44 protein-coding genes are annotated in these 26014 nt (G+C 41.9%); 42 read left to right on the forward strand and 2 right to left on the reverse strand.

Annotated elements, in window-relative coordinates; translation table 11 throughout:
* The first annotated feature begins 94 nt into the window (after positions 1-94).
* From tuf to WD019_RS15055, 41 genes are all read left to right on the forward strand, one after another.
* Positions 95-1282 (forward strand): elongation factor Tu, encoded by a 1188-nt coding sequence (gene tuf, locus WD019_RS14855; protein ID WP_026678038.1) that lies wholly within the window; start codon positions 95-97, stop codon positions 1280-1282.
* 365 nt (positions 1283-1647) lie between these two features.
* The gene (gene rpsJ, locus WD019_RS14860; RefSeq protein WP_007203552.1) at positions 1648-1956 is read left to right on the forward strand and encodes a 30S ribosomal protein S10; all 309 of its coding nucleotides are present in this window, start codon (positions 1648-1650) and stop codon (positions 1954-1956) included.
* 63 nt (positions 1957-2019) lie between these two features.
* The gene (gene rplC, locus WD019_RS14865) at positions 2020-2658 is read left to right on the forward strand and encodes a 50S ribosomal protein L3 (RefSeq protein WP_026678040.1); all 639 of its coding nucleotides are present in this window, start codon (positions 2020-2022) and stop codon (positions 2656-2658) included.
* Positions 2659-2675: 17 nt separating this feature from the next.
* A complete protein-coding gene (gene rplD, locus WD019_RS14870; protein ID WP_026678041.1) occupies positions 2676-3299 on the forward strand; it encodes a 50S ribosomal protein L4 in 624 nt (207 codons plus the stop codon).
* The gene (gene rplW / locus WD019_RS14875; protein WP_026678042.1) at positions 3299-3586 is read left to right on the forward strand and encodes a 50S ribosomal protein L23; all 288 of its coding nucleotides are present in this window, start codon (positions 3299-3301) and stop codon (positions 3584-3586) included. The genes rplD and rplW overlap by 1 nt, the downstream gene beginning before the upstream one ends.
* Positions 3587-3614: 28 nt before the next feature.
* The gene (gene rplB, locus WD019_RS14880) at positions 3615-4445 is read left to right on the forward strand and encodes a 50S ribosomal protein L2 (RefSeq protein ID WP_026678043.1); all 831 of its coding nucleotides are present in this window, start codon (positions 3615-3617) and stop codon (positions 4443-4445) included.
* A 58-nt stretch (positions 4446-4503) separates the two neighbouring features.
* Positions 4504-4782, forward strand: a complete 279-nt coding sequence (gene rpsS, locus WD019_RS14885) for a 30S ribosomal protein S19 (protein ID WP_026678044.1) — start codon at positions 4504-4506, stop codon at positions 4780-4782.
* 20 nt (positions 4783-4802) lie between these two features.
* Positions 4803-5144, forward strand: a complete 342-nt coding sequence (rplV, locus tag WD019_RS14890) for a 50S ribosomal protein L22 (protein ID WP_026678045.1) — start codon at positions 4803-4805, stop codon at positions 5142-5144.
* A 3-nt stretch (positions 5145-5147) separates the two neighbouring features.
* Complete coding sequence (gene rpsC, locus WD019_RS14895; protein ID WP_026678046.1) at positions 5148-5807, forward strand: 30S ribosomal protein S3; 660 nt, start codon at positions 5148-5150, stop codon at positions 5805-5807.
* Between the two features lie 2 nt (positions 5808-5809).
* Positions 5810-6244, forward strand: coding sequence for a 50S ribosomal protein L16 (rplP, locus tag WD019_RS14900; protein WP_026678047.1), 435 nt, complete (start codon positions 5810-5812; stop codon positions 6242-6244).
* Complete coding sequence (gene rpmC, locus WD019_RS14905; RefSeq protein ID WP_026678048.1) at positions 6234-6437, forward strand: 50S ribosomal protein L29; 204 nt, start codon at positions 6234-6236, stop codon at positions 6435-6437. Before rplP ends, rpmC begins: the two co-directional genes overlap by 11 nt.
* Before the next feature lie 24 nt (positions 6438-6461).
* Positions 6462-6725: a 30S ribosomal protein S17 gene (gene rpsQ / locus WD019_RS14910; RefSeq protein WP_026678049.1), complete on the forward strand. Its 264-nt coding sequence runs from the start codon at positions 6462-6464 to the stop codon at positions 6723-6725.
* Positions 6726-6769: 44 nt separating this feature from the next.
* A complete protein-coding gene (rplN, locus tag WD019_RS14915) occupies positions 6770-7138 on the forward strand; it encodes a 50S ribosomal protein L14 (RefSeq protein ID WP_026678050.1) in 369 nt (122 codons plus the stop codon).
* A gap of 57 nt (positions 7139-7195) precedes the next feature.
* Positions 7196-7507, forward strand: a complete 312-nt coding sequence (gene rplX, locus WD019_RS14920; protein ID WP_026678051.1) for a 50S ribosomal protein L24 — start codon at positions 7196-7198, stop codon at positions 7505-7507.
* Between the two features lie 28 nt (positions 7508-7535).
* The gene (gene rplE, locus WD019_RS14925; RefSeq protein ID WP_026678052.1) at positions 7536-8075 is read left to right on the forward strand and encodes a 50S ribosomal protein L5; all 540 of its coding nucleotides are present in this window, start codon (positions 7536-7538) and stop codon (positions 8073-8075) included.
* A 26-nt stretch (positions 8076-8101) separates the two neighbouring features.
* On the forward strand, positions 8102-8287 hold the full coding sequence (rpsN, locus tag WD019_RS14930) for a 30S ribosomal protein S14 (RefSeq protein ID WP_008356542.1): 186 nt from the start codon (positions 8102-8104) through the stop codon (positions 8285-8287).
* A 33-nt stretch (positions 8288-8320) separates the two neighbouring features.
* Positions 8321-8719 carry a 30S ribosomal protein S8 gene (rpsH, locus tag WD019_RS14935; protein ID WP_026678053.1) on the forward strand — a complete coding sequence of 133 codons (399 nt, stop codon included), beginning with the start codon at positions 8321-8323 and terminating at the stop codon, positions 8717-8719.
* A gap of 25 nt (positions 8720-8744) precedes the next feature.
* Complete coding sequence (rplF, locus tag WD019_RS14940; RefSeq protein ID WP_026678054.1) at positions 8745-9284, forward strand: 50S ribosomal protein L6; 540 nt, start codon at positions 8745-8747, stop codon at positions 9282-9284.
* Between the two features lie 28 nt (positions 9285-9312).
* The gene (gene rplR, locus WD019_RS14945; RefSeq protein ID WP_026678055.1) at positions 9313-9675 is read left to right on the forward strand and encodes a 50S ribosomal protein L18; all 363 of its coding nucleotides are present in this window, start codon (positions 9313-9315) and stop codon (positions 9673-9675) included.
* Positions 9676-9689: 14 nt separating this feature from the next.
* Positions 9690-10190 carry a 30S ribosomal protein S5 gene (gene rpsE / locus WD019_RS14950; RefSeq protein ID WP_035350884.1) on the forward strand — a complete coding sequence of 167 codons (501 nt, stop codon included), beginning with the start codon at positions 9690-9692 and terminating at the stop codon, positions 10188-10190.
* A 14-nt stretch (positions 10191-10204) separates the two neighbouring features.
* The gene (rpmD, locus tag WD019_RS14955) at positions 10205-10393 is read left to right on the forward strand and encodes a 50S ribosomal protein L30 (protein ID WP_026678057.1); all 189 of its coding nucleotides are present in this window, start codon (positions 10205-10207) and stop codon (positions 10391-10393) included.
* A gap of 32 nt (positions 10394-10425) precedes the next feature.
* On the forward strand, positions 10426-10866 hold the full coding sequence (gene rplO, locus WD019_RS14960; RefSeq protein WP_026678058.1) for a 50S ribosomal protein L15: 441 nt from the start codon (positions 10426-10428) through the stop codon (positions 10864-10866).
* Complete coding sequence (secY, locus tag WD019_RS14965; protein WP_026678059.1) at positions 10866-12164, forward strand: preprotein translocase subunit SecY; 1299 nt, start codon at positions 10866-10868, stop codon at positions 12162-12164. Before rplO ends, secY begins: the two co-directional genes overlap by 1 nt.
* Before the next feature lie 63 nt (positions 12165-12227).
* Positions 12228-12881: an adenylate kinase gene (locus WD019_RS14970; protein ID WP_026678060.1), complete on the forward strand. Its 654-nt coding sequence runs from the start codon at positions 12228-12230 to the stop codon at positions 12879-12881.
* A complete protein-coding gene (map, locus tag WD019_RS14975) occupies positions 12878-13624 on the forward strand; it encodes a type I methionyl aminopeptidase (RefSeq protein ID WP_026678061.1) in 747 nt (248 codons plus the stop codon). Before WD019_RS14970 ends, map begins: the two co-directional genes overlap by 4 nt.
* Positions 13625-13642: 18 nt before the next feature.
* Complete coding sequence (locus tag WD019_RS14980; protein WP_026678062.1) at positions 13643-13963, forward strand: KOW domain-containing RNA-binding protein; 321 nt, start codon at positions 13643-13645, stop codon at positions 13961-13963.
* Complete coding sequence (gene infA, locus WD019_RS14985) at positions 13956-14174, forward strand: translation initiation factor IF-1 (RefSeq protein ID WP_026678063.1); 219 nt, start codon at positions 13956-13958, stop codon at positions 14172-14174. Before WD019_RS14980 ends, infA begins: the two co-directional genes overlap by 8 nt.
* A gap of 34 nt (positions 14175-14208) precedes the next feature.
* Positions 14209-14322 (forward strand): 50S ribosomal protein L36, encoded by a 114-nt coding sequence (rpmJ, locus tag WD019_RS14990; protein ID WP_007203526.1) that lies wholly within the window; start codon positions 14209-14211, stop codon positions 14320-14322.
* 21 nt (positions 14323-14343) lie between these two features.
* Positions 14344-14709: a 30S ribosomal protein S13 gene (gene rpsM, locus WD019_RS14995; protein WP_026678064.1), complete on the forward strand. Its 366-nt coding sequence runs from the start codon at positions 14344-14346 to the stop codon at positions 14707-14709.
* A gap of 20 nt (positions 14710-14729) precedes the next feature.
* The gene (gene rpsK, locus WD019_RS15000) at positions 14730-15125 is read left to right on the forward strand and encodes a 30S ribosomal protein S11 (RefSeq protein ID WP_026678065.1); all 396 of its coding nucleotides are present in this window, start codon (positions 14730-14732) and stop codon (positions 15123-15125) included.
* Between the two features lie 170 nt (positions 15126-15295).
* A complete protein-coding gene (locus WD019_RS15005) occupies positions 15296-16240 on the forward strand; it encodes a DNA-directed RNA polymerase subunit alpha (protein WP_425711982.1) in 945 nt (314 codons plus the stop codon).
* Between the two features lie 45 nt (positions 16241-16285).
* Entirely contained in the window at positions 16286-16684 is a 399-nt protein-coding gene (gene rplQ / locus WD019_RS15010) for a 50S ribosomal protein L17 (protein WP_026678067.1), read from the forward strand.
* A 121-nt stretch (positions 16685-16805) separates the two neighbouring features.
* Positions 16806-17636, forward strand: a complete 831-nt coding sequence (locus WD019_RS15015; RefSeq protein ID WP_425711983.1) for an energy-coupling factor ABC transporter ATP-binding protein — start codon at positions 16806-16808, stop codon at positions 17634-17636.
* A complete protein-coding gene (locus WD019_RS15020) occupies positions 17621-18493 on the forward strand; it encodes an energy-coupling factor ABC transporter ATP-binding protein (protein WP_425711984.1) in 873 nt (290 codons plus the stop codon). Before WD019_RS15015 ends, WD019_RS15020 begins: the two co-directional genes overlap by 16 nt.
* Positions 18487-19284, forward strand: a complete 798-nt coding sequence (locus WD019_RS15025; RefSeq protein WP_425711985.1) for an energy-coupling factor transporter transmembrane component T family protein — start codon at positions 18487-18489, stop codon at positions 19282-19284. The genes WD019_RS15020 and WD019_RS15025 overlap by 7 nt, the downstream gene beginning before the upstream one ends.
* A gap of 10 nt (positions 19285-19294) precedes the next feature.
* Entirely contained in the window at positions 19295-20038 is a 744-nt protein-coding gene (gene truA, locus WD019_RS15030; protein WP_425711986.1) for a tRNA pseudouridine(38-40) synthase TruA, read from the forward strand.
* Positions 20039-20216: 178 nt separating this feature from the next.
* Positions 20217-20654 (forward strand): 50S ribosomal protein L13, encoded by a 438-nt coding sequence (gene rplM / locus WD019_RS15035; protein WP_026678072.1) that lies wholly within the window; start codon positions 20217-20219, stop codon positions 20652-20654.
* Between the two features lie 20 nt (positions 20655-20674).
* The gene (rpsI, locus tag WD019_RS15040; RefSeq protein WP_026678073.1) at positions 20675-21067 is read left to right on the forward strand and encodes a 30S ribosomal protein S9; all 393 of its coding nucleotides are present in this window, start codon (positions 20675-20677) and stop codon (positions 21065-21067) included.
* Between the two features lie 170 nt (positions 21068-21237).
* Positions 21238-21678: a DUF2521 family protein gene (locus WD019_RS15045; RefSeq protein ID WP_026678074.1), complete on the forward strand. Its 441-nt coding sequence runs from the start codon at positions 21238-21240 to the stop codon at positions 21676-21678.
* A gap of 105 nt (positions 21679-21783) precedes the next feature.
* Entirely contained in the window at positions 21784-22500 is a 717-nt protein-coding gene (cwlD, locus tag WD019_RS15050; protein WP_425711987.1) for an N-acetylmuramoyl-L-alanine amidase CwlD, read from the forward strand.
* Between the two features lie 61 nt (positions 22501-22561).
* On the forward strand, positions 22562-23596 hold the full coding sequence (locus WD019_RS15055) for a P-loop NTPase (RefSeq protein ID WP_425711988.1): 1035 nt from the start codon (positions 22562-22564) through the stop codon (positions 23594-23596).
* 39 nt (positions 23597-23635) lie between these two features.
* Here WD019_RS15055 and gerD read toward each other — a convergent pair whose 3' ends face one another.
* Entirely contained in the window at positions 23636-24238 is a 603-nt protein-coding gene (gene gerD / locus WD019_RS15060) for a spore germination lipoprotein GerD (RefSeq protein WP_425711989.1), read from the reverse strand.
* Positions 24239-24381: 143 nt separating this feature from the next.
* Here gerD and WD019_RS15065 point away from each other — a divergent pair, with 143 nt between their 5' ends.
* Positions 24382-24984 carry a KinB-signaling pathway activation protein gene (locus tag WD019_RS15065; RefSeq protein WP_026678078.1) on the forward strand — a complete coding sequence of 201 codons (603 nt, stop codon included), beginning with the start codon at positions 24382-24384 and terminating at the stop codon, positions 24982-24984.
* 16 nt (positions 24985-25000) lie between these two features.
* On the opposite strand, the gene pdaB is transcribed toward WD019_RS15065, so the two are convergent.
* Positions 25001-25762: a polysaccharide deacetylase family sporulation protein PdaB gene (gene pdaB, locus WD019_RS15070; protein ID WP_425711990.1), complete on the reverse strand. Its 762-nt coding sequence runs from the start codon at positions 25760-25762 to the stop codon at positions 25001-25003.
* Positions 25763-26014: the final 252 nt, after the last annotated feature.

A 26014-nucleotide genomic window follows, 5' to 3' on the forward strand; every position in this document is an offset into this window, starting at 1 on the left:
CTTTTCATGTAATCTAAAATAGGTGGGATGAAGAGTTTCGCCTATTTTATATAAAAAATAATTATTTTCCACATATTAAGGAGGAATCTTTCTCATGGCTAAAGAGAAATTTGATCGTTCCAAAACACACTGTAACGTTGGTACAATCGGTCACGTTGACCACGGAAAAACAACTCTTACAGCTGCTATTACAACTGTATTAGCGAAACAAGGTAAAGCACAAGCTCGTGCTTACGACCAAATCGACGGTGCTCCAGAAGAGCGCGAACGTGGGATCACAATCTCAACTGCACACGTTGAGTATGAAACTGACACTCGTCACTATGCTCACGTTGACTGCCCAGGACACGCTGACTATGTAAAGAACATGATCACTGGTGCTGCACAAATGGACGGAGCTATCCTAGTAGTATCTGCTGCTGACGGCCCAATGCCACAAACTCGTGAGCACATCCTACTTTCCCGTAACGTAGGTGTTCCTTACATCGTTGTATTCTTAAACAAATGTGACATGGTTGACGATGAAGAGCTTCTTGAGCTTGTAGAAATGGAAGTACGTGACCTTCTTTCTGAATATGACTTCCCAGGAGATGACATTCCTGTAATTAAAGGTTCTGCTCTTAAAGCTCTTGAAGGAGAAGCAGAGTGGGAAGAAAAAATCATCGAGCTTATGAACGCTGTTGACGAGTACATCCCAACACCTCCACGTGACACTGACAAACCATTCATGATGCCAGTTGAGGACGTATTCTCAATCACTGGTCGTGGTACAGTTGCTACAGGACGTGTTGAGCGTGGACAAGTTAAAGTTGGGGATGAAGTAGAAATCCTTGGTTTAACTGAAGAGCCTAAGAAAACAACTGTAACAGGTGTTGAAATGTTCCGTAAGCTTCTTGACTATGCTGAAGCTGGTGACAACATCGGTGCACTTCTTCGTGGTATTTCCCGTGATGAAGTTGAGCGTGGACAAGTTTTAATTAAGCCAGGAACTGTAAAAGCTCACACAAAATTCAAAGCTGAAGTTTACGTTCTTTCTAAAGAAGAAGGTGGACGTCACACTCCATTCTTCTCTAACTACCGTCCTCAGTTCTACTTCCGTACAACTGACGTAACAGGTATCATCCAACTTCCAGAAGGAACTGAAATGGTAATGCCTGGTGACAACATCGAAATGTCTGTAGAACTTATTGCGCCAATCGCGATCGAAGAAGGAACTCGTTTCTCTATTCGTGAAGGTGGACGTACTGTAGGTTCTGGTGTTGTTACAGCAATCACTGAATAATCTCAACAAAAAACGAGGCGTGATTTCGCCTCGTTTTTTCTTTTTGCGAAATAAGACTGTGATCCTTGAGCCGTTTGTCGGGAGTAAGCGGGGCGCTTTCGCTTTTTTGCCAAGAAAAAATAGGAAGTTGCTTTTCGCCTTTAAACCTTTTATAATAGAAAAAGTGTTTGACAGACAAAAATAGTGCTAGAAAAGCTTGCACTGAGCGCTCATTTTTACTATAATGAGTAATGTTGGTCATTCAATTGCGATGATCCGGAAGGTTGCTGACACACCCGGCCCCATTGCCATGGCGAGTGCCGTCAGGTAAATTTCCGTGGGAGTAAGTCTATTTTACAAAATGGACGAATAAAGGAGGGAAAATAATGGCAAAGCAAAAGATTCGTATTCGATTAAAAGCATATGATCACAGAATTCTTGATCAATCTGCTGAAAAAATTGTTGAAACGGCAAAACGTTCTGGTGCGAAAGTATCTGGACCAATTCCGCTTCCAACAGAAAAAGCTGTTTACACGATCCTACGTGCGGTGCACAAATATAAGGATTCCCGTGAACAGTTCGAAATGCGTACTCACAAGCGTTTGATTGACATCATCGAACCTACGCCACAAACGGTTGATTCATTAATGCGTTTAGATCTTCCGTCAGGTGTAGACATTGAAATCAAGCTATAATTGTACGATTGAATAGATAAAAACGTTTAAATATGGTTTAAATCTTATTAGGAGGTGTGACAAATGGCCAAAGGAATCTTAGGTAAAAAAATTGGGATGACTCAAGTTTTTGCAGAAAACGGTGATTTAATTCCTGTTACTGTCGTTGAAGTTACTCCAAACGTTGTTCTTCAAAAGAAAACTATTGAAAACGACGGTTATGAAGCGATCCAACTTGGATTTGACGATAAAAAGGAAGTTCGTTCAAACAAACCTGAAAAAGGTCACGCTGCAAAAGCAAATACAAGCCCTAAGCGCTTCGTGAAAGAATTCCGCAATGTATCTGTCGCGGATTATGAAGTTGGTCAGGAAGTCAAAGTTGATATTTTTGCAGAAGGTGACATCATTGATGTAACTGGAACATCAAAAGGGAAAGGATTCCAGGGTGTTATTAAACGCCACGGACAATCCCGCGGGCCAATGAGCCACGGTTCTCGTTACCACCGTCGTCCTGGTTCTATGGGTGCAGTTGACCCTAACCGTGTATTCAAAGGGAAGAAACTTCCTGGACGTACTGGCGGAGATGTTGTTACTGTGCAAAACCTTGAAGTAGTTAAGGTAGATGCAGAACGCAACTTACTATTAATTAAAGGTAACGTGCCTGGTGCGAAAAAGAGCTACGTTACAATTCATACAGCTGTAAAAGCAAAAGAAGCTAAATAAGAAGGGAGGATGCATCGATGCCTAAAGTAGTTCTATACAAACAAGACGGTTCTCAAGCAGGCGATATCGAATTAAACGAATCTGTATTTGGTATTGAACCAAATGAAGCCGTACTATTTGATGCTGTTATTATGCAGCAAGCGTCTCAACGCCAAGGGACACATGACGTAAAAAACCGCTCTGAAGTATCTGGTGGCGGACGTAAGCCATGGAGACAAAAAGGAACAGGACGTGCTCGTCAAGGGTCAATCCGTTCTCCACAATGGGTTGGCGGTGGAACAGTATTTGGTCCTACCCCAAGAAGCTATGCTTACAAATTGCCAAAGAAAGTTCGCCGTTTAGCGATTAAATCTGCTCTTTCTTCTAAGGTAATCGACAATGCATTAGTTGTTTTAGATGCTCTTTCTTTTGACGCTCCGAAAACAAAAGAAATGAAGCAAGTGTTAACAAATCTATCCGCAGACAGAAAAGCACTAATTGTAACAGGTGACTTCAATGAGTATGTAGCATTATCTGCTCGCAACATTCCAGGAGTAAAAGTTGTTACAGCAAGTGGTGTAAATGTGCTTGATGTGTTAAACCACGACAAACTGGTTATGACGAAAGATGCTGTGGAAAAAGTAGAGGAGGTGCTTGCATAATGGACGCAAGAGACGTTATTAAGCGCCCTGTAATCACCGAGCGTTCTACTGAAATCATGGGTGAGAAAAAATACACTTTTGAAGTAGATACGCGTGCAAACAAAACACAAATCAAAAACGCACTCGAAGAAATCTTTGGTGTGAAAGTTGCATCCGTCAACACGCAAAACCGCAAAGGGAAATTTAAGCGTGTAGGTCGTCATGCTGGATATACTTCAAAACGTAAAAGAGCAATTGTAACTTTAACTCCGGAAAGCAAAGAATTGGACTTCTTTGAAGGAGTTTAAAAGCCAAAGGTAAAGGAGGGAAATCAAGATGGCTATTAAAAAGTTTAAACCGATTACTAACGGTCGTCGTGGAATGTCACAATTAGACTTTGCTGAAATCACGACAGACAAACCGGAAAAATCATTGCTTGCTCCGCTTAGTAAAAAAGCAGGACGCAACAACCAGGGTAAACTAACTGTTCGTCACCAGGGTGGTGGACATAAACGCAAATACCGTATCATCGATTTTAAACGCAACAAAGATGGAATACCAGGCCGCGTTGCTACAATCGAATACGATCCAAACCGTACGGCTAATATCGCTTTAATTCACTATGCTGACGGGGAAAAACGTTACATTCTTGCTCCGAAAGGGATTAAAGTCGGTCAAGAAATCATGTCTGGCCCAGAAGCAGACATTAAAGTAGGGAACGCTCTTCCGTTAGCTAATATTCCTGTAGGTTCTACCATTCACAACATCGAACTTAAACCAGGAAAAGGCGGACAACTCGCTCGTTCAGCAGGTGCAGAAGCTCAACTTCTAGGTAAAGAAGACAAGTATGCTCTTGTTCGTCTTGGATCAGGTGAGGTTCGCATGATTCTTTTGACTTGTCGTGCAACGATCGGTCAAGTAGGTAACCTTGAACATGAACTAGTGAACATTGGTAAAGCAGGTCGTTCTCGTTGGTTAGGCATTCGCCCAACTGTTCGTGGATCTGTAATGAACCCTAACGATCACCCACACGGTGGTGGTGAAGGACGCGCGCCAATCGGTCGTAAATCACCAATGTCTCCATGGGGCAAACCTACACTTGGATACAAAACGCGTAAGAAAAATAATCCATCTGACAAGTACATCGTACGTCGTCGTAAAAAATAACGTGTTTGTTCTACGGTTCGGGTAGAACCGTAGTACATACGCGAAGGGAGGTTCACGTATGGGTCGTAGTTTGAAAAAAGGACCTTTTGTAGATGACCACTTAATGAAGAAGATTGTTGCGCTTAACGAAGCAAACGACAAAAAAGTTATCAAAACTTGGTCTCGTCGTTCAACAATTTTCCCTGAATTCATCGGACACACTTTAGCTGTCTATGATGGCCGTAAGCACGTACCGGTTTATGTAACTGAAGACATGGTCGGACATAAGTTGGGTGAGTTCGCGCCAACTCGTACTTACAAAGGTCATGCTGCCGATGATAAGAAAACAAGACGCTAATTTGAGGGGAGGTATACAAAATGCAAGCTAAAGCTGTAGCTAAACAAGTGCGCATTGCTCCTCGTAAAGCAAGAATCGTGATCGATCTCATTCGAGGCAAGCAAGTAGGCGAAGCACTTGCGATTTTACGTCTAACACCAAAAGCAGCTTCTCCTATTATTGAAAAGGTGCTTAAGTCTGCTATTGCAAATGCGGAACACAACTATGAAATGGAACCAAACAACCTTGTGATTTCATCAGCTTTTGTTGATGAAGGTATTACGTTAAAACGATTCCGTCCACGCGCTATGGGACGTGCAAGCCGTATTAACAAGCGTACCAGCCACATCACTATCGTTGTTTCTGAAAAGAAGGAGGGATAAATCGTGGGTCAAAAAGTTAATCCGGTAGGACTACGTATTGGCGTTATCCGTGACTGGGAGTCAAAGTGGTACGCTGATAAAGACTATGCTGATCTATTACACGAAGACTTAAAAATTCGTGCGTATATTGAAAAACGTTTAAAAGACGCGGCGATCTCCGGTGTGGAAATCGAACGTGCGGCAAACCGCGTGAACATTACAATTAAAACAGCGAAACCTGGTATGGTAATCGGTAAGGGTGGTACTGAAGTTGAAGCGCTTCGTAAAGCACTTAACGACCTTACAGGCAAACGCGTTCACGTTAATATTTTTGAAATTAAGCAAGCAGACGTTGATGCGAAATTAGTTGCTGAAAATATTGCTCGCCAATTGGAAAACCGCGTATCATTCCGTCGGGCAATGAAACAAGCGATCCAACGTTCAATGCGTGCTGGTGCAAAAGGAATTAAAACAGAAGTATCTGGTCGTCTAGGCGGCGCTGATATTGCTCGTTCTGAATCTTATAGTGAAGGAACTGTTCCTCTTCACACTCTTCGTGCAGACATCGATTATGGAACTGCAGAAGCAGATACCACGTACGGAAAACTTGGTGTAAAAATCTGGATCTATCGTGGAGAAGTCCTTCCAACAAAAGGAACGAAAAAAGAGGAAGGAGGCAAATAATTATGTTAATGCCAAAACGTGTGAAATACCGTCGTGAACACCGCGGAAAAATGCGTGGACGTGCAAAAGGCGGTACAGAAGTAGCATTTGGAGAATACGGCTTGCAAGCACTTGAAGCTTCATGGATCACAAACCGCCAAATCGAAGCTGCTCGTATTGCGATGACTCGTTACATGAAACGTGGCGGTAAAGTATGGATTAAAATCTTCCCATCCAAGCCTTATACAGCTAAGCCTCTTGAAGTTCGAATGGGTTCCGGTAAAGGTGCTCCTGAAGGATGGGTAGCAGTTGTTAAACCAGGAAAAGTAATGTTCGAAGTTGCGGGAGTTTCTGAAGAAATCGCTCGCGAAGCATTACGTCTGGCATCACACAAGCTTCCAGTAAAATGTAAGTTTGTAAAACGCGAAGAAGTGGGTGGTGACACAAATGAAGGCTAATGAAATTCGTAACATGACCACTGCTGAAATCGAACAAAAAGCAAAATCCTTAAAAGAAGAGCTTTTCAACCTTCGTTTTCAACTAGCTACAGGTCAATTGGAAAACCCGGCCCGCATTCGTGAAGTTCGTAAAGCAATTGCCCGTGCAAAAACGGTTTTACGTGAAAGAGAGCTAGGGATTACTAACGGTTAATTCTGGATAAGGAGGTTCGCTAAAATGAGTGAACGCAACCAACGCAAGGTCTACGTTGGCCGTGTTGTTTCTGACAAGATGGATAAAACGATCACAGTGCTTGTAGAAACTTACAAAGAACACCCGCTTTACAATAAGCGCGTTAAGTATTCGAAAAAGTTCAAAGCACATGATGAAAACAACACAGCAAAAATCGGCGACATCGTTAAAATTATGGAAACTCGTCCGTTATCAAAAGATAAACGTTTCCGTCTAGTTGAAGTCGTTGAAGAAGCAGTTATTATCTAACAAATGTTCGGATCATACCCATATCCGAAAGGAGGTCAATTTGCATGATTCAACAAGAAACTCGTTTGAAAGTAGCAGACAACTCCGGTGCGAGAGAGTTACTTTGCATTAAAGTTCTTGGGGGTTCTGGCCGCAAGTACGCAAATATCGGTGACGTTATCGTATGTTCTGTCAAATCCGCTACACCAGGCGGCGTTGTTAAGAAAGGTGACGTTGTTAAAGCAGTAGTTGTTCGTTCTAAACGCGGTGTTCGCCGTAACGATGGATCTTACATTCGTTTCGACGAAAATGCTGCAGTCATCGTAAGAGATGATAAGAGTCCTCGTGGAACTCGTATCTTCGGGCCTGTAGCACGTGAGCTTCGTGAAAAACAATTTATGAAAATTGTTTCCCTTGCTCCAGAAGTACTTTAATTTTTAAAAGAACGCAAGACTAATTGATTGTCTTGTAAGGAGGTGCAATACATGGCAATGCATGTCAAAAAAGGCGATAAAGTACAAGTGATTTCCGGTAAGGATAAAGGCAAACAAGGCGTTATCCTTGAAAGCTTTCCAAAACAAAACCGTGTCCTTGTCGAAGGTGTAAACATTGTTAAAAAACACGCGAAACCTTCTCAGGCTAATCCACAGGGTGGAATCGTCAGCCAAGAAGCACCGATTCATGTTTCTAACGTAATGCCTCTTGATCCGAAGACTGGTACTCCTACCCGAGTAGGATATAAAGAAGTTGACGGTAAAAAGGTACGTGTTGCGAAAAAATCCGGTGAAGTTTTAGATAAATAATTGGCAAGTAGAAAGGAGGGCATTATAGATGAGCCGTCTTCAAGATCGTTATAAAAATGAGATTGTTCCTTCTCTCGTTGAGAAGTTTAACTATTCTTCTGTAATGGAAGTACCAAAAATCGAAAAAATCGTAGTTAACATGGGTGTTGGTGATGCTGTAAGCAACTCTAAAGTGCTAGATACAGCTGTCGAAGAACTAACGCAAATTGCTGGCCAAAAGCCGGTAATCACTCGCGCAAAAAAATCAATCGCAGGCTTTAAGCTTCGTGAAGGAATGCCGATCGGAACAAAAGTAACCCTTCGTGGTGAACGTATGTATGAGTTCCTTGACAAGCTAATTACTGTCGCGCTTCCACGTGTTCGTGACTTCCGCGGAGTTTCTAAAAAGGCTTTTGATGGTCGCGGCAACTACACGCTTGGTATTAAAGAGCAATTGATTTTCCCAGAGATCGACTATGATAAAGTAAACAAAGTTCGCGGTATGGATATCGTTATTGTTACTACAGCTAAAACTGACGAAGAAGCTCGTGAACTACTAACTCAAGTCGGAATGCCGTTTCAAAAATAAACTTTAAAGCCAAAGGAGGAGAGCTCGTGGCAAAGAAATCAATGATTGCTAAGCAACAACGCAAGCAAAAGTTCAAAGTGCAAGAGTACACTCGCTGCGAACGTTGCGGACGTCCTCATTCAGTTATACGCAAATTCAAATTGTGTCGTATCTGCTTTAGAGAACTTGCTTATAAAGGTCAAATTCCTGGCGTGAAAAAAGCCAGCTGGTAAAACCCTGAAACAATGGGAAGGAGGTAAATCATAATGGTCATGACAGATCCAATTGCAGACATGCTTACTCGTATTCGCAACGCGAACACAGTTCGTCACGATAAATTAGAACTACCTGGATCAAAGATTAAAAAAGAGATCGCAGAAATCTTAAAGCGTGAAGGCTTTGTACGCGATGTAGAATACATTGAGGATAACAAACAAGGAATGATTCGCATCTTCCTTAAGTACGGTGCCAACAATGAGCGTGTAATTACTGGTTTAAAACGTATTAGTAAGCCTGGATTACGTGTTTATGCAAAATCAAATGAGCTTCCACGCGTGCTTGGAGGACTCGGAATCGCAATCGTATCCACATCTAAAGGCATTTTGACGGATAAAGAAGCGCGTCAACAACAAGTGGGCGGCGAAGTTTTAGCATACGTTTGGTAATATCGTTAAGAATGGAGGTGTCAATATGTCTCGTGTAGGTAACAAACCTGTTGAAATCCCAAATGGTGTATCAGTAGACGTGAAAGAAAACAACGTTGTTACTGTAAAAGGACCTAAGGGTGAATTAACTCGTCAATTCCACAACGATATTGTAATCAAAGTGGAAGATAACAACATTCTTGTTGAGCGTCCAAGCGATAACAAGAACCACCGTGCATTACACGGAACAACTCGTAGTGTACTTAACAACATGGTAATCGGTGTAACAAATGGTTATGAAAAAGCGCTAGAATTGATCGGGGTTGGATATCGTGCTTCCAAGTCCGGCAATAAGCTTGTATTGAACGTTGGTTACTCTCACCCGGTTGAAATTGTTCCTGAAAAAGGAATTGAAATCGATGTACCTTCGAACACAAAAATCGTAGTTAAAGGAATCGACAAACAACGTGTTGGTGAAATTGCCGCTAACATCCGTTCAGTTCGTGCTCCTGAGCCATACAAAGGCAAAGGAATTCGCTACGAAGGTGAGTTTGTACGCCGTAAAGAAGGTAAAACTGGTAAATAAGGCCGTAAGCTAGAAAGGAGTGCATAGGATGATCACGAAAGCGGATAAAAATGTCGCTCGTAAGAAAAGACATGCTCGCGTTCGCCGCTCTGTTGTTGGAACAGCTGAGCGCCCTCGTTTAAATGTATTCCGTTCATCAAAGCATATTTATGCGCAAATTATTGATGATCAAAACGGAGTGACAATCGCGTCTGCCTCTACATTAGATAAAACGTTGGATGTTCCAAACGGCGGAAATGTAGAAGCTGCGAAACAAATTGGAGAAGCAATCGCCAAGCGTGCGGCTGAAAAAGGAATTAAAGCTGTAATTTTCGACCGCGGCGGTTATCTATATCATGGACGAGTAAAAGCATTAGCAGATGCAGCTCGCGAAGCTGGATTAGAATTTTAATAGAAGGAGGGAAACTGATGCGTATCGACCCTAATAAACTTGAACTTGAAGAACGTGTCGTAACGGTCAACCGTGTAGCAAAGGTTGTTAAAGGTGGACGTCGTTTCCGCTTTGCTGCAGTAGTTGTCGTTGGTGACAAAAATGGTCATGTTGGCTTCGGAACTGGTAAAGCGCAAGAAGTACCGGATGCGATCCGCAAGGCCATTGAAGATGCTAAGAAAAACTTAATTACAGTACCAATCGTTCGGACAACGATCCCTCACCAAATTACAGGACAATTTGGCGCAGGAAAAGTATTCTTAAAGCCTGCTAGTGAGGGTACTGGAGTTATCGCAGGTGGACCTGTTCGTGCGGTATTAGAGCTTGCAGGAGTAGGTGACATCCTTTCCAAGTCCCTTGGATCAAACAACCCGATCAACATGGTTCGCGCTACTGTTGAAGGTTTAAAGAATCTTAAGCGTGCTGAGGATGTTGCGAAACTTCGCGGCAAATCAGTAGAAGAACTACTAGGTTAAGGAGGGAATCTTAGATGGCTAAGAAATTAGAAATCACCCTCACTCGTAGTGTTATCGGTCGTCCTGAAAAACAACGCGTAACTGTTAAGACGCTTGGTTTACGTAAATTACACCAAACCGTCGTACACGAGGACAATGAGGCGATTCGCGGAATGATTAACAAGGTATCTCACCTTGTTACAGTTAAAGAAATTGAAGCATAAGCTATAGAATTTAAAAATGAGGAGGTGCTCAAATGAAACTTCATGAGTTGAAACCAGCAGAAGGTTCCCGTAAAAACCGTAAACGTGTAGGTCGTGGTATCGGTTCTGGAAATGGTAAAACTGCCGGACGTGGGCACAAAGGTCAAAATGCTCGTTCAGGCGGTGGAGTTCGCCCGGGATTTGAAGGTGGACAAAACCCATTAGCACGCCGTCTGCCTAAACGTGGATTTACAAACCCAACTCGCAAAGAGTATGCGATTGTTAATTTAGAGAAGCTTGCTCGTTTCGAAGAAGGAACAGAGGTAACTCCAGAACTTCTAATTGAAACAGGTTTAGTAAGCAAAGAGAAAGACGGAATCAAAATTTTAGGTAATGGCAAGTTAGGAGTTAAGCTGACAGTTAAGGCGCACAAGTTCTCTGCCTCTGCAAAAGATGCAATCATCGCTGCTGGCGGAAAAACTGAGGTGATCTAATGTTCAAGGCAATCTCCAATATGATGCGTGTGGGTGATCTTAGAAATAAAATTTTATTCACACTCGCCATGCTGGTCGTGTTCCGTATTGGAACATTTATACCGGTACCAGGTGTTAACCGAGATGCGTTGCAATTTAATGCTGGAGATTCAAGTATTTTTGGTTTCTTGAACACATTCGGTGGTGGAGCATTAAAGAACTTTTCTATTTTTGCGATGGGGATTATGCCGTACATCACTGCATCCATTATTGTTCAACTTTTGCAAATGGATGTTGTTCCGAAATTTACGGAGTGGAGCAAACAAGGGGAAGTTGGACGGAAAAAGCTTGCCCAGGTCACCCGGTACGGAACGATTGTTCTCGGTTTTATCCAGGCCATTGGGATGTCGATAGGATTTAATAATATTTTTCCTGGCTTAATTGAAGACCCGAGCGTTACAACGTATTTATTTATCGCGTTAGTTTTAACAGCGGGTACTTCCTTCCTTATGTGGTTAGGCGAGCAGATTACTCAAAAGGGAATCGGAAACGGAATTTCCATTATAATTTTCGCGGGGATTGCCGCAGCTATTCCTACTGGGGTTACCCAATTGGTTCAAACGCAATTTAGCGGCGAAAACACGCAAATGTTTATGGCTATTGTAAAATTGCTCATATTGCTGATCGCTGTAATTTTGATTATTACCGGTGTTATCTATGTACAACAAGGTACACGTAAAATTCCGATTCAGTATGCAAAACGAGTCGTCGGACACAAGCCAGTTGGAGGCCAATCCACACACTTGCCAATTAAAGTGAACGCGGCGGGAGTTATACCGGTTATCTTTGCGATTTCCTTAATCGTTACGCCAAGAACGATTGCCGGGTTTTTTAAACAAAATGATGTAACACAATGGATTATTAATACGTTTGACTACACCAAACCAGTCGGAATGATTATATATGCGCTTTTAATTATCGGGTTCTCCTATTTCTATACGTTTATTCAAGTGAATCCTGAACAAATGGCTGACAACTTGAAAAAACAAGGCGGGTACATTCCTGGTATTCGTCCGGGTGCAAATACCCAGAAATATATTACGAGAATTTTATACCGATTAACGTTTGTAGGTTCTATCTTCCTTGCGGCAGTCGCTGTCCTGCCGGTGCTATTTATTGACATTCCGGGGCTTAATTTACCGCAATCGATACGAATTGGCGGAACAAGCCTTTTGATTGTTACCGGTGTAGCGTTAGACACAATGAAGCAAATTGAAAGCCAGTTGATTAAACGGCATTACAAAGGCTTCATCAAGTAATGAGATTTGGGAAGAACCTTCTTCCCCTCTCAAGTCTAGTGTAGTGAGGTATGGAGGGATTAGATGAATCTTGTATTAATGGGTCTGCCTGGAGCCGGTAAAGGAACACAGGCGGAAAAAATAGTCGATCAGTATGGAATCCCGCATATATCTACAGGAGATATGTTCCGAGCAGCCATTAAAGAGGGAACCCCTCTTGGGCTAAAAGCCAAATCGTATATGGATTCAGGCAACCTGGTACCTGATGATGTAACGATTGGGATTGTTCGTGAACGACTGGCAAAAGATGATTGCGCAAAAGGATTCTTACTTGACGGTTTCCCTCGTACAGTCGCACAAGCAGAAGCGCTTGAAGAAATTCTGCACGAGCTGGGTCGCCAGATTGATTATGTGCTAAACATTTCAGTAGATACCGAGCATCTTATGCAAAGATTAACAGGCCGCAGGGTTTGTCAAGTTTGTGGAGCTACCTACCATGTGATCTTTAACCCGCCTAAGGTTGAAGGTATATGTGATAAGGACGGTGGAGACCTTATCCAGCGCAAAGATGATAACGAAGAAACCGTTCGTACTCGGTTAGAAGTGAACATGAAGCAAGCAAAACCATTACTTGATTACTATATGGAAAAAGGTTATTTAAAAACCATTGATGGTGATCAAGAAATTAATAAGGTTTTCTCAGATATTAATGACTACATTGGAGCGTTGGCAAAATGATTATCTGCAAAACGCCGCGCGAAATTGACATCATGCGGGAAGCGGGTAGAATTGTTGCCCTCACTCATCAAGAACTAAAAAAGTATATTAAACCTGGAGTTACAACAAAGGAACTTGACCGAATCGCTGAAAACTTTATCCGTAAACACGGTGCAATTCCTTCATTTAAAAACTATAATGGGTTTAAAGGAAGCATTTGTACTTCCGTAAATGAAGAGCTTGTACACGGGATTCCCGGTAGCCGAGTATTGAATCATGGCGATATTATCTCAATTGATATTGGGGCAAAATACAACGGCTATCATGGAGATTCGGCGTGGACGTACGGAGTCGGTGAAATTAGCGAAGAAGCTCAAAAACTTCTTGATGTAACAGAAGAGTCGCTTTACAAAGGCTTAGAAAAAGCGAAACCAGGTGCAAGATTGACTGACATTTCCCATGCCATTCAAACTTATGCGGAAAGCCATGGGTTTTCTGTGGTCAGAGAGTATGTAGGGCATGGTGTTGGTCAAGACTTACATGAAGATCCGCAAATTCCCCACTACGGACCGCCCGGCAAGGGGCCCATCCTTAAGAAGGGAATGGTACTGGCCATTGAGCCAATGATCAATAGTGGATCTCGTTACGTTCGAACATTATCCGATAACTGGACGGTTGTCACAACGGATGGCAAGTGGTGTGCTCACTTTGAACATACAATTGCAATTTGTGAGGAAGGCTACGAAATCTTAACAACGATCTAAGTGAAGGGTGAGGAAACAGTGAGTGAGGCTGATTCGGTACCGAAAGTTGGTCAGATCGTTCGAATTAAAAAAGGAAGAGATGCCGAAAGTTTGAGCGTAATTGTTAACATCCTTGATGATCGTTACGTCCTTATTGCTGACGGTGACAAAAGAAAATTCGATCGGGCCAAACGCAAAAACCTGAACCACTTAGAATTACTTGATTTTATTTCTCCGGAGGTTGCAAGAAGTATTCTTGAAACGGGCCGTGTAACAAATGGCAAACTACGTTATGCAGTAGCGAAGTTTTCCGACGAGAAAGTCATTGCTCTGAAGAAGGGAGAACAAGTCGATGGCTAAAGAAGACGTAATTGAGGTAGAGGGTACGGTTATTGAACCACTGCCTAACGCCATGTTTCGCGTAGAGCTTGAAAATGGCCATAAGATTCTAGCTCACGTTTCTGGAAAAATCCGAATGCACTACATTCGCATTTTACCAGGAGATAAAGTAACCGTAGAATTGTCTCCATATGACTTATCACGTGGTCGTATAACGTATCGTTTTAAATAAAAATCGTACTCCGTGACATAAGGAGGTAGTAGAAATGAAGGTAAGACCATCAGTCAAACCTATTTGTGAAAAATGTAAAGTTATACGTCGTAGAGGAACTGTAATGGTTATCTGCGAAAATCCAAAACACAAGCAAAAACAAGGTTAAACCTAAGGAGGTGCTTAAATAATGGCACGTGTTGCAGGAGTCGACATTCCGCGCGATAAACGAGTGGTTATTTCATTAACTTACATTTACGGAATCGGTAAAGCGAAAGCACAACAAATTCTTGCTCAAGCTGGTGTTTCCGAAGATACTCGCGTTCGTGATTTAACGGAAGATGAACTGAACAAAATTCGTGAAGTAATTGACAGCCATAAAGTAGAAGGTGATCTTCGTCGTGAAGTATCCCTCAACATTAAACGATTGATTGAAATCGGCAGTTACCGTGGAATCCGCCATCGTCGCGGTCTTCCAGTTCGTGGTCAAAATACGAAGAACAATTCACGTACTCGTAAAGGACCTCGTCGTACAGTAGCGAACAAGAAAAAGTAAGCAAAGGAGGTAAATACTAAATGGCAAAACAACGTAAAACCAATACACGTAAACGTCGTGTCAAAAAGAATATTGAAAGTGGCGTAGCACATATCCGTTCTACGTTCAACAACACGATCGTTACGATTACTGACACTCATGGGAATGCTGTTTCCTGGGCGACTGCTGGCCACTTAGGATTCAAAGGTTCTCGTAAATCCACTCCATTTGCTGCTCAAATGGCTGCTGAAACAGCTGGTAAAACAGCAATGGAACACGGAATGAAAACTGTAGAAGTTTCCGTTAAAGGTCCTGGTGCCGGACGTGAAGCTGCTATTCGTGCCCTTCAAGCGGTAGGCTTAGAAGTAACAGCCATTCGTGACGTTACTCCTGTTCCTCATAATGGATGCCGTCCGCCAAAACGCCGCCGCGTATAATTTTAAAAGCGTTGGTATATATTTTTTAAATGTTGTCTATAATGGACATGTATAAAAAAAGTTTTGGTGACAAACATTAATTAAGTTGTTGGTCGGGAATGCCTACTGAGGAATTTCGGTTGGACTTTATGTCCAACCGAGGTTCGACGTTTGAAGGAGGGTTTTGTTGAATGATCGAAATCGAAAAGCCAAGAATTGAAACGGTTGAAATCAGCGACGATGCCACATATGGAAAGTTTGTTGTTGAACCACTTGAGCGTGGATATGGGACTACATTAGGCAACTCCTTGCGTCGTATCCTACTATCCTCACTTCCTGGTGCAGCTATTACTACGATTCAGATAAATGGCGTATTGCATGAGTTTTCAACAGTGGAAGGTGTCGTTGAAGATGTGACAACGATCATCTTAAACTTAAAGAAACTGGCAATGAAAATTTATTCTGATGAGGAAAAGACTCTTGAAATAGATGTACAGGGTGAAGGAGTCGTAACGGCTGGGGATATTACACATGATAGTGATGTTGAAATTTTAAATCCGGATCTTCACATTGCGACTTTAGCAGAAGGTGCTCATTTCAATATGAAAATGACGGCTAAGCGCGGCCGCGGGTACGTCCAAGCGGAAGGTAACAAACGTGAAGATTTGCCGATTGGCGTAATTCCAATCGATTCGATTTATACACCTATCTCTCGTGTAAACTACCAGGTTGAAAATACCCGCGTAGGACAAGTGACAAACTATGACAAGTTAACACTTGATGTATGGACAGATGGCAGCATCCGTCCGGAAGAGGCAGTTTCTCTTGGAGCGAAGATCATTACCGAACATTTAAATATTTTTGTTGGGTTAACGGATCAAGCGCAAAAAGCAGAAATCATGGTTGAAAAAGAAGAAGACCAAAAAGAAAAAGTTCTTGAAATGACAATTGAAGAGCTTGACCTTTCTGTGCGCTCTTATAACTGCTTAAAAAGAGCAGGCATTAATACCGTTCAAGAACTTGCGAATAAATCGGAAGAAGATATGATGAAAGTGCGCAACCTTGGTAAAAAGTCTCTTGAAGAAGTTCAAGAGAAGCTGGCTGAGCTTGGACTTTCATTACGTTCTGAAGAATAGAGACATAAGTAGCTTTAAAAAGCGTGAGAAGGAGGGAAAAGGATAATGGCATACCAAAAATTAGGTCGTGTGTCTGCGGTTCGTATGGCAATGCTTCGTGACTTAGCGACTGACTTAATCATCAACGAGCGTATTGAAACGACTGAAGCTCGCGCGAAAGAAGTACGTAAGTTTGTTGAGAAGATGATTACGCTTGGAAAACGTGGTGATCTTCATGCACGTCGTCAAGCGGCTGCTTTTGTTCGTAACGAAGCTGCGAAAGTAGAAATCGTAAAGAACGAGGAAACCGGAAAGAAAAAAGAAGTGAAAGAAATGGCTTTGCAAAAGCTATTTAACGATATTGCACCTCGCTATGCAGAGCGTAATGGTGGTTATACGCGTATCGCAAAAATTGGGCCTCGCCGTGGTGACGGAGCTCCAATGGTTATCATTGAGTTAGTTTAATAATCGTAAAGGGTGGGACGGGTGTCTGCCCTTTTTTTATTTCTTTCATTTATGTAAAATAATTAGAGGTAAAGCGATTGTTTAGAGATGAGATAGAGTTCTAGCTGAGGGGGATCAAGCAGTGAAGGAGTTAATTAGCATTAACGACGTTTCGTTCGCGTATCGTGAAGATGAGCCGGCTATTTTGAAAGATGTGAATCTGACCGTTTACGCTGGTGAGTGGCTGGCGATTGTAGGCCATAACGGTTCAGGAAAATCAACACTTGCAAAATTGCTCAATGGCCTGCTCATCCCAACGGCAGGCAGGGTTATCGTTGAAGGATATGATACGGCCAGAGCGGACGAGTTATGGGAAATACGCAAACGGGTCGGTATTGTCTTTCAAAATCCGGACAACCAGTTTGTTGGGACGAGCGTCAGAGACGATGTCGCCTTTGGTCTTGAAAATTTCGGCGTTGTGCGTGAAGAAATGATAACGCGGATTGATGAGGCGGTTCGGAAAGTGAAAATGGAGAAGTTTTTAGATGCCGAGCCGCATCATTTATCAGGCGGACAAAAACAGCGGGTCGCAATCGCGGGTATACTCGCGCAAAAGCCATCCATTATCATCCTTGATGAAGCCACATCGATGCTTGACCCAATGGGACGCAAGGAAGTCACTGAAACCGTGAAAGCGCTAAATGAACAACAAGGAATTACCGTCATTTCAATTACCCATGATTTAGAAGAAGCGATACGGGCAGACCGGGTTATCGTCATGAAACAAGGTAAAGCCATCATGCAAGGAGGTCCGGAAGAGGTTTTTCAGGATGGTGAGATGTTGATCGGAGCAGGGCTGGACTTGCCTTTTTCCGTAAAACTGAGCTTGTCTTTGCAGAAAAAAGGTATTCCATTACCGAAAGCGTACTTAACACAAGAAGAACTGGTGGAAGCATTATGGACATTGTCATAAAACAACTTACACATCGTTATATGATTGGCACACCGTTTGAGAGAGTTGCCCTTGAGGATATCAATCTTCAAATTGCTTCCGGTACATTTCTGGCTGTCATTGGGCATACAGGATCAGGGAAATCAACATTGATTCAACATTTAAACGGTCTGTTAAAACCGACGAGCGGCACGATTGCTATTGGGGACCAGATAATATCAGCCGGTAAGAATAACAAACAGCTTAAAAGCTTAAGAAAGCGCGTCGGTATTGTTTTTCAATATCCAGAACATCAACTCTTTGATGAGACGGTTGAAAAAGATATTATGTTCGGCCCTTTAAACTTTGGTGCTTCGGAAGCGGAAGCGAAAGAGAAAGCAAAAGAAATGCTTGAACTGGTCGGTTTGCCACTTGGTATACTTAGCCGTTCACCATTTGAACTAAGCGGCGGCCAAATGCGCCGTGTAGCGATAGCAGGTGTTCTTGCCATGGACCCCGAAGTGTTAATTTTAGATGAACCGACAGCCGGGCTTGATCCTAAAGGACGGGTTGAGATTATGGAGTTATTTTACCAGCTCCATCAGAAGAAAAACTTAACGACCGTTCTTGTTACACATAGTATGGAAGACGCGGCAACTTACGCCGACAAAATCGTCGTAATGGAAAAAGGAAAGGTTTATATGGAAGGCAGTCCGAAGCAAATTTTTTCCGAAAGAAATAAGCTTCAGGCAGTGGGCCTTGATGTACCTGAAACCGTTCAGTTTCTTTTAAAATGGCAAAATCGAACAGGTGAGGCAATCGACCTTTCTTCCTTTACACTTGATGAAGTGGCAACAGCTTTATGTAAGCAGTTGAAGAAGGGAGGCTCCTCATGCTAGAGAATGTGATTATTGGCCAATACGTTCCCGGACGATCAATTCTCCATCGGCTTGACCCCCGTTCAAAGCTAATCAGTGTGTTTTTATTTGTGTTTATTGTTTTTTTAGCAAATAATTGGGTGACATATGGATTGCTAGGATTGTTTACGGCAGTTGCGATTGTCGTTTCACAAGTGCCGCTTCGCTTTTTATATAAAGGCTTGAGGCCAATTTTGATCATCGTTTTATTTACATTCGCCCTCCATATTTTCATGACGAAAGGCGGAGCGTTACTCTTTCAATTTGGCTGGCTTAAAATTTATGAACAAGGTGTAGTTCAAGGGGCTTTTATTTCTTTTCGTTTAATCTTTCTCGTTCTTGTCACATCTTTATTGACGTTGACGACAACACCAATTGATATAACGGACGGTCTTGAGCAATTGCTTGGCCCGTTAAAGCGGATTAAGCTCCCTGTCCATGAATTTGCTTTAATGATGTCCATCGCTCTTCGTTTTATTCCGACATTATTAAAAGAAACGGAAAAAATTATGAAGGCGCAAATGGCCCGCGGGGTTGAGTTTACGAGCGGCCCGATTAAAGAGCGGATTAAAGCCTTTATTCCTCTCCTCGTTCCATTGTTCATCTCTTCCTTTAAACGGGCGGAAGAGTTGGCATTGGCGATGGAAGCCCGTGGCTATAGAGGCGGAGAGGGACGGACAAAGCTCCGTATTTTAAAGTGGGGAATAGAGGATTCGATATTAATCGCTGTTCTCCTTATATTGACCATTGCTTTATTCCTGTTACGATCGTGAGGGATTGTGAATGAAACGCTTTAAAGCGACTATTTCTTATGACGGTTCCGGGTTTAGCGGATATCAAGTTCAGCCTGCCAGACGAACGGTACAAGGAGAAATTGAGTCCATTTTAAAAAGGATTCATAAAGGAAAGGACATTCGGATCGCTGCTTCAGGCAGAACAGATGCAGGCGTTCATGCGGTTGGACAAGTATTTCATTTTGACAGCCCCCTGCTTTTAGATCCGGAGAATTGGAAAAATGCATTGAACGCCCAATTGCCTGAGGATATTTATGTAAAAGAGGTCAACGAAGCTTCTCCAGGTTTTCATGCCCGTTTTGACGCCATAAAGAAAGAATACCGTTATCGTCTTTTACGATCAAAGGAGAAGGATGTATTCCGCCGGCATTATGCCTATCATTACCCGCACTTCCTTTGCGCCGAAAAGATAAAGGAAGCAATGAAGGCCTTTCTTGGAACACATGACTTCACTTCTTTTTCATCGGCAAAATCAACAGTGGAAGACCGGGTGCGGACCATTTATGAATTAGAGCTGCTTGAAGAAAAAGACGAATGGATTTTCCGCATTGTCGGCAATGGTTTTCTATACAATATGGTTCGAATAATTGTCGGAACGTTGCTCGATGTTGGCCAGGGGAAAGCAACGGCAGACGATGTAAAAGCCATGCTGCTTGCGCAAAACCGGAGTTTAGCGGGAAAAACGGCGCCCGCCCACGGCCTTTATTTGTACAAAGTAACATACGAAAAGTAAAAAACTCCATTTAGCAATTTTATTCATGACACGCTTGACATCGTTGTTATACTGTTTTATTATATTAGTTGGTATTTCTAAAAGTATCTGCCCTGCCCCGGAAGATATTATTCAGAAATCTGATGAATTATAAAATTAATGAGCGATATAGCGACTGAAAATATAGGAGGGAAATTTCATGCGTACGACATTTATGGCTAAGCCTCAAGATGTAGAACGTAAATGGTATGTGATCGACGCAGAAGGAAAGACGTTAGGTCGTCTTGCAAGTGAAGTTGCATCCATCCTTCGCGGTAAACATAAACCAACGTTCACACCGCACGTTGATACTGGTGACCATGTGATCATCATTAACGCTGAAAAAATTCATTTAACAGGTAAGAAATTAACAGACAAAATTTATTACCGCCACACTGGCCACCCGGGTGGACTTCGTACAAGAACAGCGCTTGAAATGCGTACAACTCGTCCAGTACAAATGCTTGAATTAGCAGTTAAAGGCATGCTTCCAAAGAACAGCCTGGGACGTCAAATGTTTAAAAAGCTTCACGTATATGCTGGTGCTGAGCATCCACATCAAGCACAACAACCAGAAAACTACGAATTACGCGGATAATTTAAAAGGAGGGTATTCACGTGGCACAAGTACAATATTATGGTACTGGACGTCGTAAGCACTCCGTTGCTCGCGTACGTTTAGTTCCTGGTGATGGACGTATCGTGATTAACGGACGTGACATTGACGAATATTTCGGATTAGATACATTAAAACTTATCGTAAAACAACCGCTTAACGAAACGGAAACAGAAGGTAAATACGATGTTCTTGTTAACGTAAACGGCGGTGGATTTACAGGACAAGCGGGTGCAATCCGTCATGGAATTTCCCGTGCGCTATTGCAAGCAGACCCAGAATTCCGCGGTTCCCTAAAGGCTGCAGGATTCCTAACTCGTGACGCTCGCATGAAAGAACGTAAGAAATACGGTCTTAAAGGCGCTCGTCGTGCTCCACAATTCTCAAAACGTTAATTTTATTCTATACGCAAAACCCCGGTTCTATTTCGAACCGGGGTTTTTTATAATGCAATTAAGCCGCTTTCGCTTTTTTAATTGCCATCTTTTATATAGGATGACCGCCTCTTCTTTAGCAAACCATTTAAATAAGAAAGAGAAATTATATAAGAGGAAGAGGAAAAAACATGGCAATCGTAATTACGACATTTAAAGAAAAACAGCGATGTAAAAAAGTTGAATATGAACGAAGGGTGCTTCGAGACCTTTCGCTTGCAAAAATAAAAAAGGAATTTCAGGAGCTTTTCCAGCCCTTTTTCCAGTATTCCCTTTTGTATCAGCAAGATATTGAAGATGCATGCATCGATATCGCCATTGACGCTTATTTATTAGGAGCGGCATATAGCCGATTTGCTTATTATGGTGAACCGCTTCATTCCATAAAAAAAAGAAGCGAAAGCGCACAGAAAGAAATTGTGGAAGGATTATATGACTATTGGCAGTTCTGGTGCTGGGGGACCGATTTAATGATGGAGTCTCTTCATCGCTGCTGCGTGAGCTATGTCGACCGCTGGTGGATGGAAGGATATCAAAACGGAGAAAAACGTTACAAAATGCGCCTTCACTAAAATTTGATAAGACACACTGCCTGTTTCTTCATAAATTTTGTCTTGTCCCATATATATAACCATATAGGCAAACGCGTACTATATGGGAATATGGGAGGAACGAGGATGAAGAAATGGGCAAAGCTTACGGCCTTTGCTTTAGGTGTTGCGGCACTTATCTTTATTTTAACTTACGAATTTTCCGAAAATCATTCCTGGAAATCATGGAATTTACCATTAACGGGAAAAATCATTATTATTGACCCGGGCCATGGGGGAATGGATGGAGGCACCGTCGGTGATGGTGGTGTTATTGAAAAGGATATTTCGCTTAATATTGCCTTAAAGCTTCGCGATTACTTGCAGGAAGCAGGAGCGCTTGTCATTATGACGCGCGAAACAGATAGAGATCTGGCGGATGATGATACGAAGCGAATTAGTGCCAGAAAAACGGAAGATCTCCGAAAGAGGAAAGAAATTATAAATGGGTCCAATGGGGATTTATTTGTAAGTATTCATTTGAATGCTATTCCTTCCCCGCGATGGAGGGGAGCTCAAGTCTTTTACCATCCAACAGGCAAAGAAGGGGAAGAAGTGTCAAAATTTATACAGGATGAAATAAAACGCAACCTCGAAAATACGGATCGGCTTGCAAAATCAATTGATGGTATCTACTTGCTTCGAACAGCAAAAATACCTGGAACATTGGTTGAAGTTGGCTTTTTATCCAATCCAACCGAACGGGAGCTTTTGAAAACGGAGCATTATCAAATGCAAGTTGCCGCATGTATATACCAGGGCATCCTTCGATACTATACAAATGAACCTGTTCCGAAACATTAGGGACAAGGTTTTTTTGTGCTATACTAAATATATATGAATTCATAAAGAAGGAGTGGCTTCATTGTTAACTGAAGAAAAAGTTATTGAATTATTAGCAGGCATTCAAGACCCGTTTTTACATAAAAGCCTTACAGAAACAGGCGCAATTCGCGAAATTAAAGTAAAAGAAGGCTATGTAAGCCTTAAGATTATGGTCGCCAAAGAAGGCACCCCGGAACAAATGAGACTTCAACAAGAAATTGTTGCCACTTTAAAAAATGCAGGTGTAGAATCCGTCGGGCTGCGCTTTGAGGAAATGAAATCCAATCAGGGACAAGCAAATGTAAGCGTTCCTCCATTACTATCGCCAAATAGCAAAACGGAATTTATTGCGATTGCCAGCGGGAAAGGCGGCGTTGGGAAATCGACAGTTTCCGTGAATTTGGCCACTACTCTTGCCCGGCTTGGAAAAAAAGTCGGATTAATTGATGCGGATATTTATGGATTTAGCGTACCAGATATGATGGGCATTACAGAACGGCCACGTGTTGTCGGTGAAACGATATATCCAGTTGAGCGATTTGGTGTCAAAGTCATTTCAATGGCATTTTTTGTGGAAGAAAATACGCCTGTTATATGGAGAGGGCCGATGCTCGGCAAAATGCTAATGAATTTCTTTAGTGAAGTAGAATGGGGAGAGTTAGATTATATGCTGCTCGACCTGCCGCCAGGTACAGGCGACGTTGCCCTTGATGTGCATAAAATGCTCCCGAAATGCAAAGAAATCATTGTCACGACGCCACATGCAACAGCAGCATTTGTAGCTGCCAGGGCGGGATCGATGGCGTTAAAGACTGACCATGAGATTCTTGGCGTTATTGAAAACATGTCCTATTTCGAAAGTCAACTAACAAAAGAAAAAGAATATGTATTTGGCAAAGGCGGGGGCAATCGCCTGGCTGAAGAATTGAACACCCCTCTATTAGGACAGCTGCCGCTTGGGCAACCGGAAATTGACGAGAATGATTTTGCGCCGAGCATTTACGGGCCTGAACACCGTATTGGCGCCATTTACACTGAAATCGCGGAAAAGATTATCGACCAGTTAAAAAAATAAAACAAAGCAACCCCTCTTCTTTATAAGAGGGGTTGCAGCTTATTTACCGCCCTGTTTTTTTTCGCCTTTTTCTTTTTCACCAGTTTGGGCAATTTCTTCATGGGCGGCCTTTGTCACCATATCGGAAATTTGGGCTTTAATGAGAGGGCTTTTAAAAGTCTCAAGCATTACTTTTTTCATTTCATTTTGCATCTGTGTAGTATGGACAAGGTCAAGCGCTTTTTTGGCCATGTTAGGATTTTGCAGTATTTTCATCATTTGTTGTTGATAGGCTGGATCATTCATAAGACTTTTCAACAATTGTTCATGTTCTTTTTTTAAACTTTTCGCATACGTCTGGGCAAATTTTGGATCTTTGAAAGCATTTTCCCAGAACTTTTGACCTTTTTCAGAAAGAAGCTGCTGTTCAATAGTCATTTTAACGATATTTTGATCAAGCAATAACTGTTGTTTCATTTTTTCATCAGACAGCACTTCTTTGATGGCCTTTTTCCCGTCTTCTGTTTTTAATAAGTCTACAAGCATTTTTTTGGTCGCTTCATAGTCGGTATGGGTTACACCCTGGGCTTCATTTTGCGCACAGCCATTTATTGCAAAAAGAAGAAAACAGAAGAGGACCACTATCCAAGTCTTCTTTTTCACGTCTCTTCTTTCTCCCTTCTATCCTTTCTTACCTTTAGGTTTGGTTAGTTTGGGTGATTTATTCAGGTTAATAAAGGAAAACTGGCTTTTTAAATCAAGGATTGGTACAATCGAAAAGGATAACTGATTTGGAGGCAGTCGGAGTGAAATCAAAGGATGTTGTTTTTTTATTTTTTTCAACATTGCTGATTGGAATTGGCGCGGATATTATCACCGGTTTTATTTTAAAATTGCCCACGGGCGGGATTAAAGCTTTTTTTCTATACATAGTGGGGCTAATTGGATTTGGCGCCATTTATAGTGTATTCAGCCAAATGGGCTTTTTCGCTTACTTAACGGTTCATCGCTTTGGTTTAGGAATTTTTAAATCACAGGCATTATGGAATGGAGTTCAATTGGTCATTACTGTTTTTGTATTATTTGACCTGTTTTATCTCCGTTATACGGCTTTTTATAAAAAAGGAGAGTCGATCGCCTCTTACTTTATCATTCCAATTGTAGTGCTTGTGATCGGGTTAATCGTTGCGTACTTTAAACAAAAGGCGACGAATCGCGGAGCATTTATTCCTACATTGTTTTTCATTGTTGTTGTAACGACAGTGGAATGGGTGCCGGTTTTAAAACAAAATGATGTTTATGCCAATTGGATGGCCTTTGTCCCATTAATTTTGTGCAATGCGTATCAAATTTTAATCTTGCACCGCCTTAATCAACAAAATGCGAAAAGAACTTCTGCACAAGGGTAGGCAGAAGTTCTTTTTATTATCTTATTTCTTCGCTTTGAGCCTTAGTGTTGGCGATGAGTTCGCTGACGCTGACAAAAGAGTATCCCTCTTTTTTCAATGTATCGATGATGGTAGGAAGTGCCCGTTCCGTCTGTTTAACGGAATCAGAAGCATGCATTAAAAGAATATCGCCAGGATGGATATCTGCTGTAGCATTTTTAATAATGGTTTGCACCCCGGGATTTTGCCAATCTTTTGTATCAATACTCCAATGAACGATCGTATGATGGAGGCTTTCAGCCACTTTTAAAACCCGTTTATCAAAGTTTCCGTTTGGCGGGCGTAATAATGAAGTCGTTTTTCCGGAAACTTTCTTAATTTTTTCTTGTGATAATAAAATGTCCCGGCGAATTTGCCCGTTTTCCCAATCGGTATAATTTTTAAATTGGTATCCAAGGCTTCCGATTTCGTGGCCGTCTTTTACAATTCGCTCAACAACTTCAGGATGACGTTCAGCCCAGGCGGCAGAAATAAAAAATGTGCAATTTTTTATGCCATTCTCTTTTAAAACGTCAAGAATAGGAATGGCGCGTTTTTCTCCCCAACTAATATCAAAGGTTAAGGCTATTTTATTTCCCTTGTCCTCCCCCTTATAGATAGCGCGTGGCCCATCTTTTGTAGAAAAGACGGTAAGCTGCTCTTGCCCGATAAAGGCTAGACAAGCAGCAAAAAAGGCGGAAAAGACAATCACCATGTATTGTTTTATCTTTTTACCATTAACGACGCAAAAAAACTTCATAAGAAGACCCCCTTGTCCATTCCTTCTTAGAAAAAACATATGTAAGAACAATTGATGTATGCCTGATTTTTAATGAAAAAACTTTTTTAAAAAAGTAGTTGACGTCAGAATAGAATACATGCTATATTATTTCTTGTCGCTGCAAGACAAGCAGCTTTCGAAAAAACGTCAAAAAAAGATGTTGACACTAAGGAAACAAGGTGTTAAGATATAAAAGTCGCCAAAACGAGCGACGGGACAAAAACATCTTAA

Origin of the sequence: Fictibacillus sp. Mic-4 (genome assembly GCF_049843615.1) — a bacterium.
Classification (GTDB): domain Bacteria; phylum Bacillota; class Bacilli; order Bacillales; family Fictibacillaceae; genus Fictibacillus_A; species Fictibacillus_A gelatini.

Coding starts and splice junctions, on each gene's coding strand:
- rpsM (WP_026678064.1), top strand. CDS start 14,344: ATGGCACGTGTTGCAGGAGTCGACATTCCGCGCGATAAACGAGTGGTT.
- secY (WP_026678059.1), top strand. CDS start 10,866: ATGTTCAAGGCAATCTCCAATATGATGCGTGTGGGTGATCTTAGAAAT.
- rplB (WP_026678043.1), top strand. CDS start 3,615: ATGGCTATTAAAAAGTTTAAACCGATTACTAACGGTCGTCGTGGAATG.
- rpsK (WP_026678065.1), top strand. CDS start 14,730: ATGGCAAAACAACGTAAAACCAATACACGTAAACGTCGTGTCAAAAAG.
- tuf (WP_026678038.1), top strand. CDS start 95: ATGGCTAAAGAGAAATTTGATCGTTCCAAAACACACTGTAACGTTGGT.
- pdaB (WP_425711990.1), bottom strand. CDS start 25,762: ATGAAGTTTTTTTGCGTCGTTAATGGTAAAAAGATAAAACAATACATG.
- WD019_RS15005 (WP_425711982.1), top strand. CDS start 15,296: ATGATCGAAATCGAAAAGCCAAGAATTGAAACGGTTGAAATCAGCGAC.
- rplF (WP_026678054.1), top strand. CDS start 8,745: ATGTCTCGTGTAGGTAACAAACCTGTTGAAATCCCAAATGGTGTATCA.
- rplW (WP_026678042.1), top strand. CDS start 3,299: ATGGACGCAAGAGACGTTATTAAGCGCCCTGTAATCACCGAGCGTTCT.
- rplP (WP_026678047.1), top strand. CDS start 5,810: ATGTTAATGCCAAAACGTGTGAAATACCGTCGTGAACACCGCGGAAAA.
- rpmD (WP_026678057.1), top strand. CDS start 10,205: ATGGCTAAGAAATTAGAAATCACCCTCACTCGTAGTGTTATCGGTCGT.
- rplV (WP_026678045.1), top strand. CDS start 4,803: ATGCAAGCTAAAGCTGTAGCTAAACAAGTGCGCATTGCTCCTCGTAAA.
- rplN (WP_026678050.1), top strand. CDS start 6,770: ATGATTCAACAAGAAACTCGTTTGAAAGTAGCAGACAACTCCGGTGCG.
- rpsH (WP_026678053.1), top strand. CDS start 8,321: ATGGTCATGACAGATCCAATTGCAGACATGCTTACTCGTATTCGCAAC.
- truA (WP_425711986.1), top strand. CDS start 19,295: ATGAAACGCTTTAAAGCGACTATTTCTTATGACGGTTCCGGGTTTAGC.
- rplQ (WP_026678067.1), top strand. CDS start 16,286: ATGGCATACCAAAAATTAGGTCGTGTGTCTGCGGTTCGTATGGCAATG.
- WD019_RS14970 (WP_026678060.1), top strand. CDS start 12,228: ATGAATCTTGTATTAATGGGTCTGCCTGGAGCCGGTAAAGGAACACAG.
- cwlD (WP_425711987.1), top strand. CDS start 21,784: ATGAAGAAATGGGCAAAGCTTACGGCCTTTGCTTTAGGTGTTGCGGCA.
- rplR (WP_026678055.1), top strand. CDS start 9,313: ATGATCACGAAAGCGGATAAAAATGTCGCTCGTAAGAAAAGACATGCT.
- map (WP_026678061.1), top strand. CDS start 12,878: ATGATTATCTGCAAAACGCCGCGCGAAATTGACATCATGCGGGAAGCG.
- rpsS (WP_026678044.1), top strand. CDS start 4,504: ATGGGTCGTAGTTTGAAAAAAGGACCTTTTGTAGATGACCACTTAATG.
- rpmJ (WP_007203526.1), top strand. CDS start 14,209: ATGAAGGTAAGACCATCAGTCAAACCTATTTGTGAAAAATGTAAAGTT.
- infA (WP_026678063.1), top strand. CDS start 13,956: ATGGCTAAAGAAGACGTAATTGAGGTAGAGGGTACGGTTATTGAACCA.
- rplM (WP_026678072.1), top strand. CDS start 20,217: ATGCGTACGACATTTATGGCTAAGCCTCAAGATGTAGAACGTAAATGG.
- rplC (WP_026678040.1), top strand. CDS start 2,020: ATGGCCAAAGGAATCTTAGGTAAAAAAATTGGGATGACTCAAGTTTTT.
- rpsQ (WP_026678049.1), top strand. CDS start 6,462: ATGAGTGAACGCAACCAACGCAAGGTCTACGTTGGCCGTGTTGTTTCT.
- rplD (WP_026678041.1), top strand. CDS start 2,676: ATGCCTAAAGTAGTTCTATACAAACAAGACGGTTCTCAAGCAGGCGAT.
- WD019_RS15020 (WP_425711984.1), top strand. CDS start 17,621: ATGGACATTGTCATAAAACAACTTACACATCGTTATATGATTGGCACA.
- rpsJ (WP_007203552.1), top strand. CDS start 1,648: ATGGCAAAGCAAAAGATTCGTATTCGATTAAAAGCATATGATCACAGA.
- rplE (WP_026678052.1), top strand. CDS start 7,536: ATGAGCCGTCTTCAAGATCGTTATAAAAATGAGATTGTTCCTTCTCTC.
- rpmC (WP_026678048.1), top strand. CDS start 6,234: ATGAAGGCTAATGAAATTCGTAACATGACCACTGCTGAAATCGAACAA.
- rplO (WP_026678058.1), top strand. CDS start 10,426: ATGAAACTTCATGAGTTGAAACCAGCAGAAGGTTCCCGTAAAAACCGT.
- rplX (WP_026678051.1), top strand. CDS start 7,196: ATGCATGTCAAAAAAGGCGATAAAGTACAAGTGATTTCCGGTAAGGAT.
- WD019_RS15025 (WP_425711985.1), top strand. CDS start 18,487: ATGCTAGAGAATGTGATTATTGGCCAATACGTTCCCGGACGATCAATT.
- WD019_RS15045 (WP_026678074.1), top strand. CDS start 21,238: ATGGCAATCGTAATTACGACATTTAAAGAAAAACAGCGATGTAAAAAA.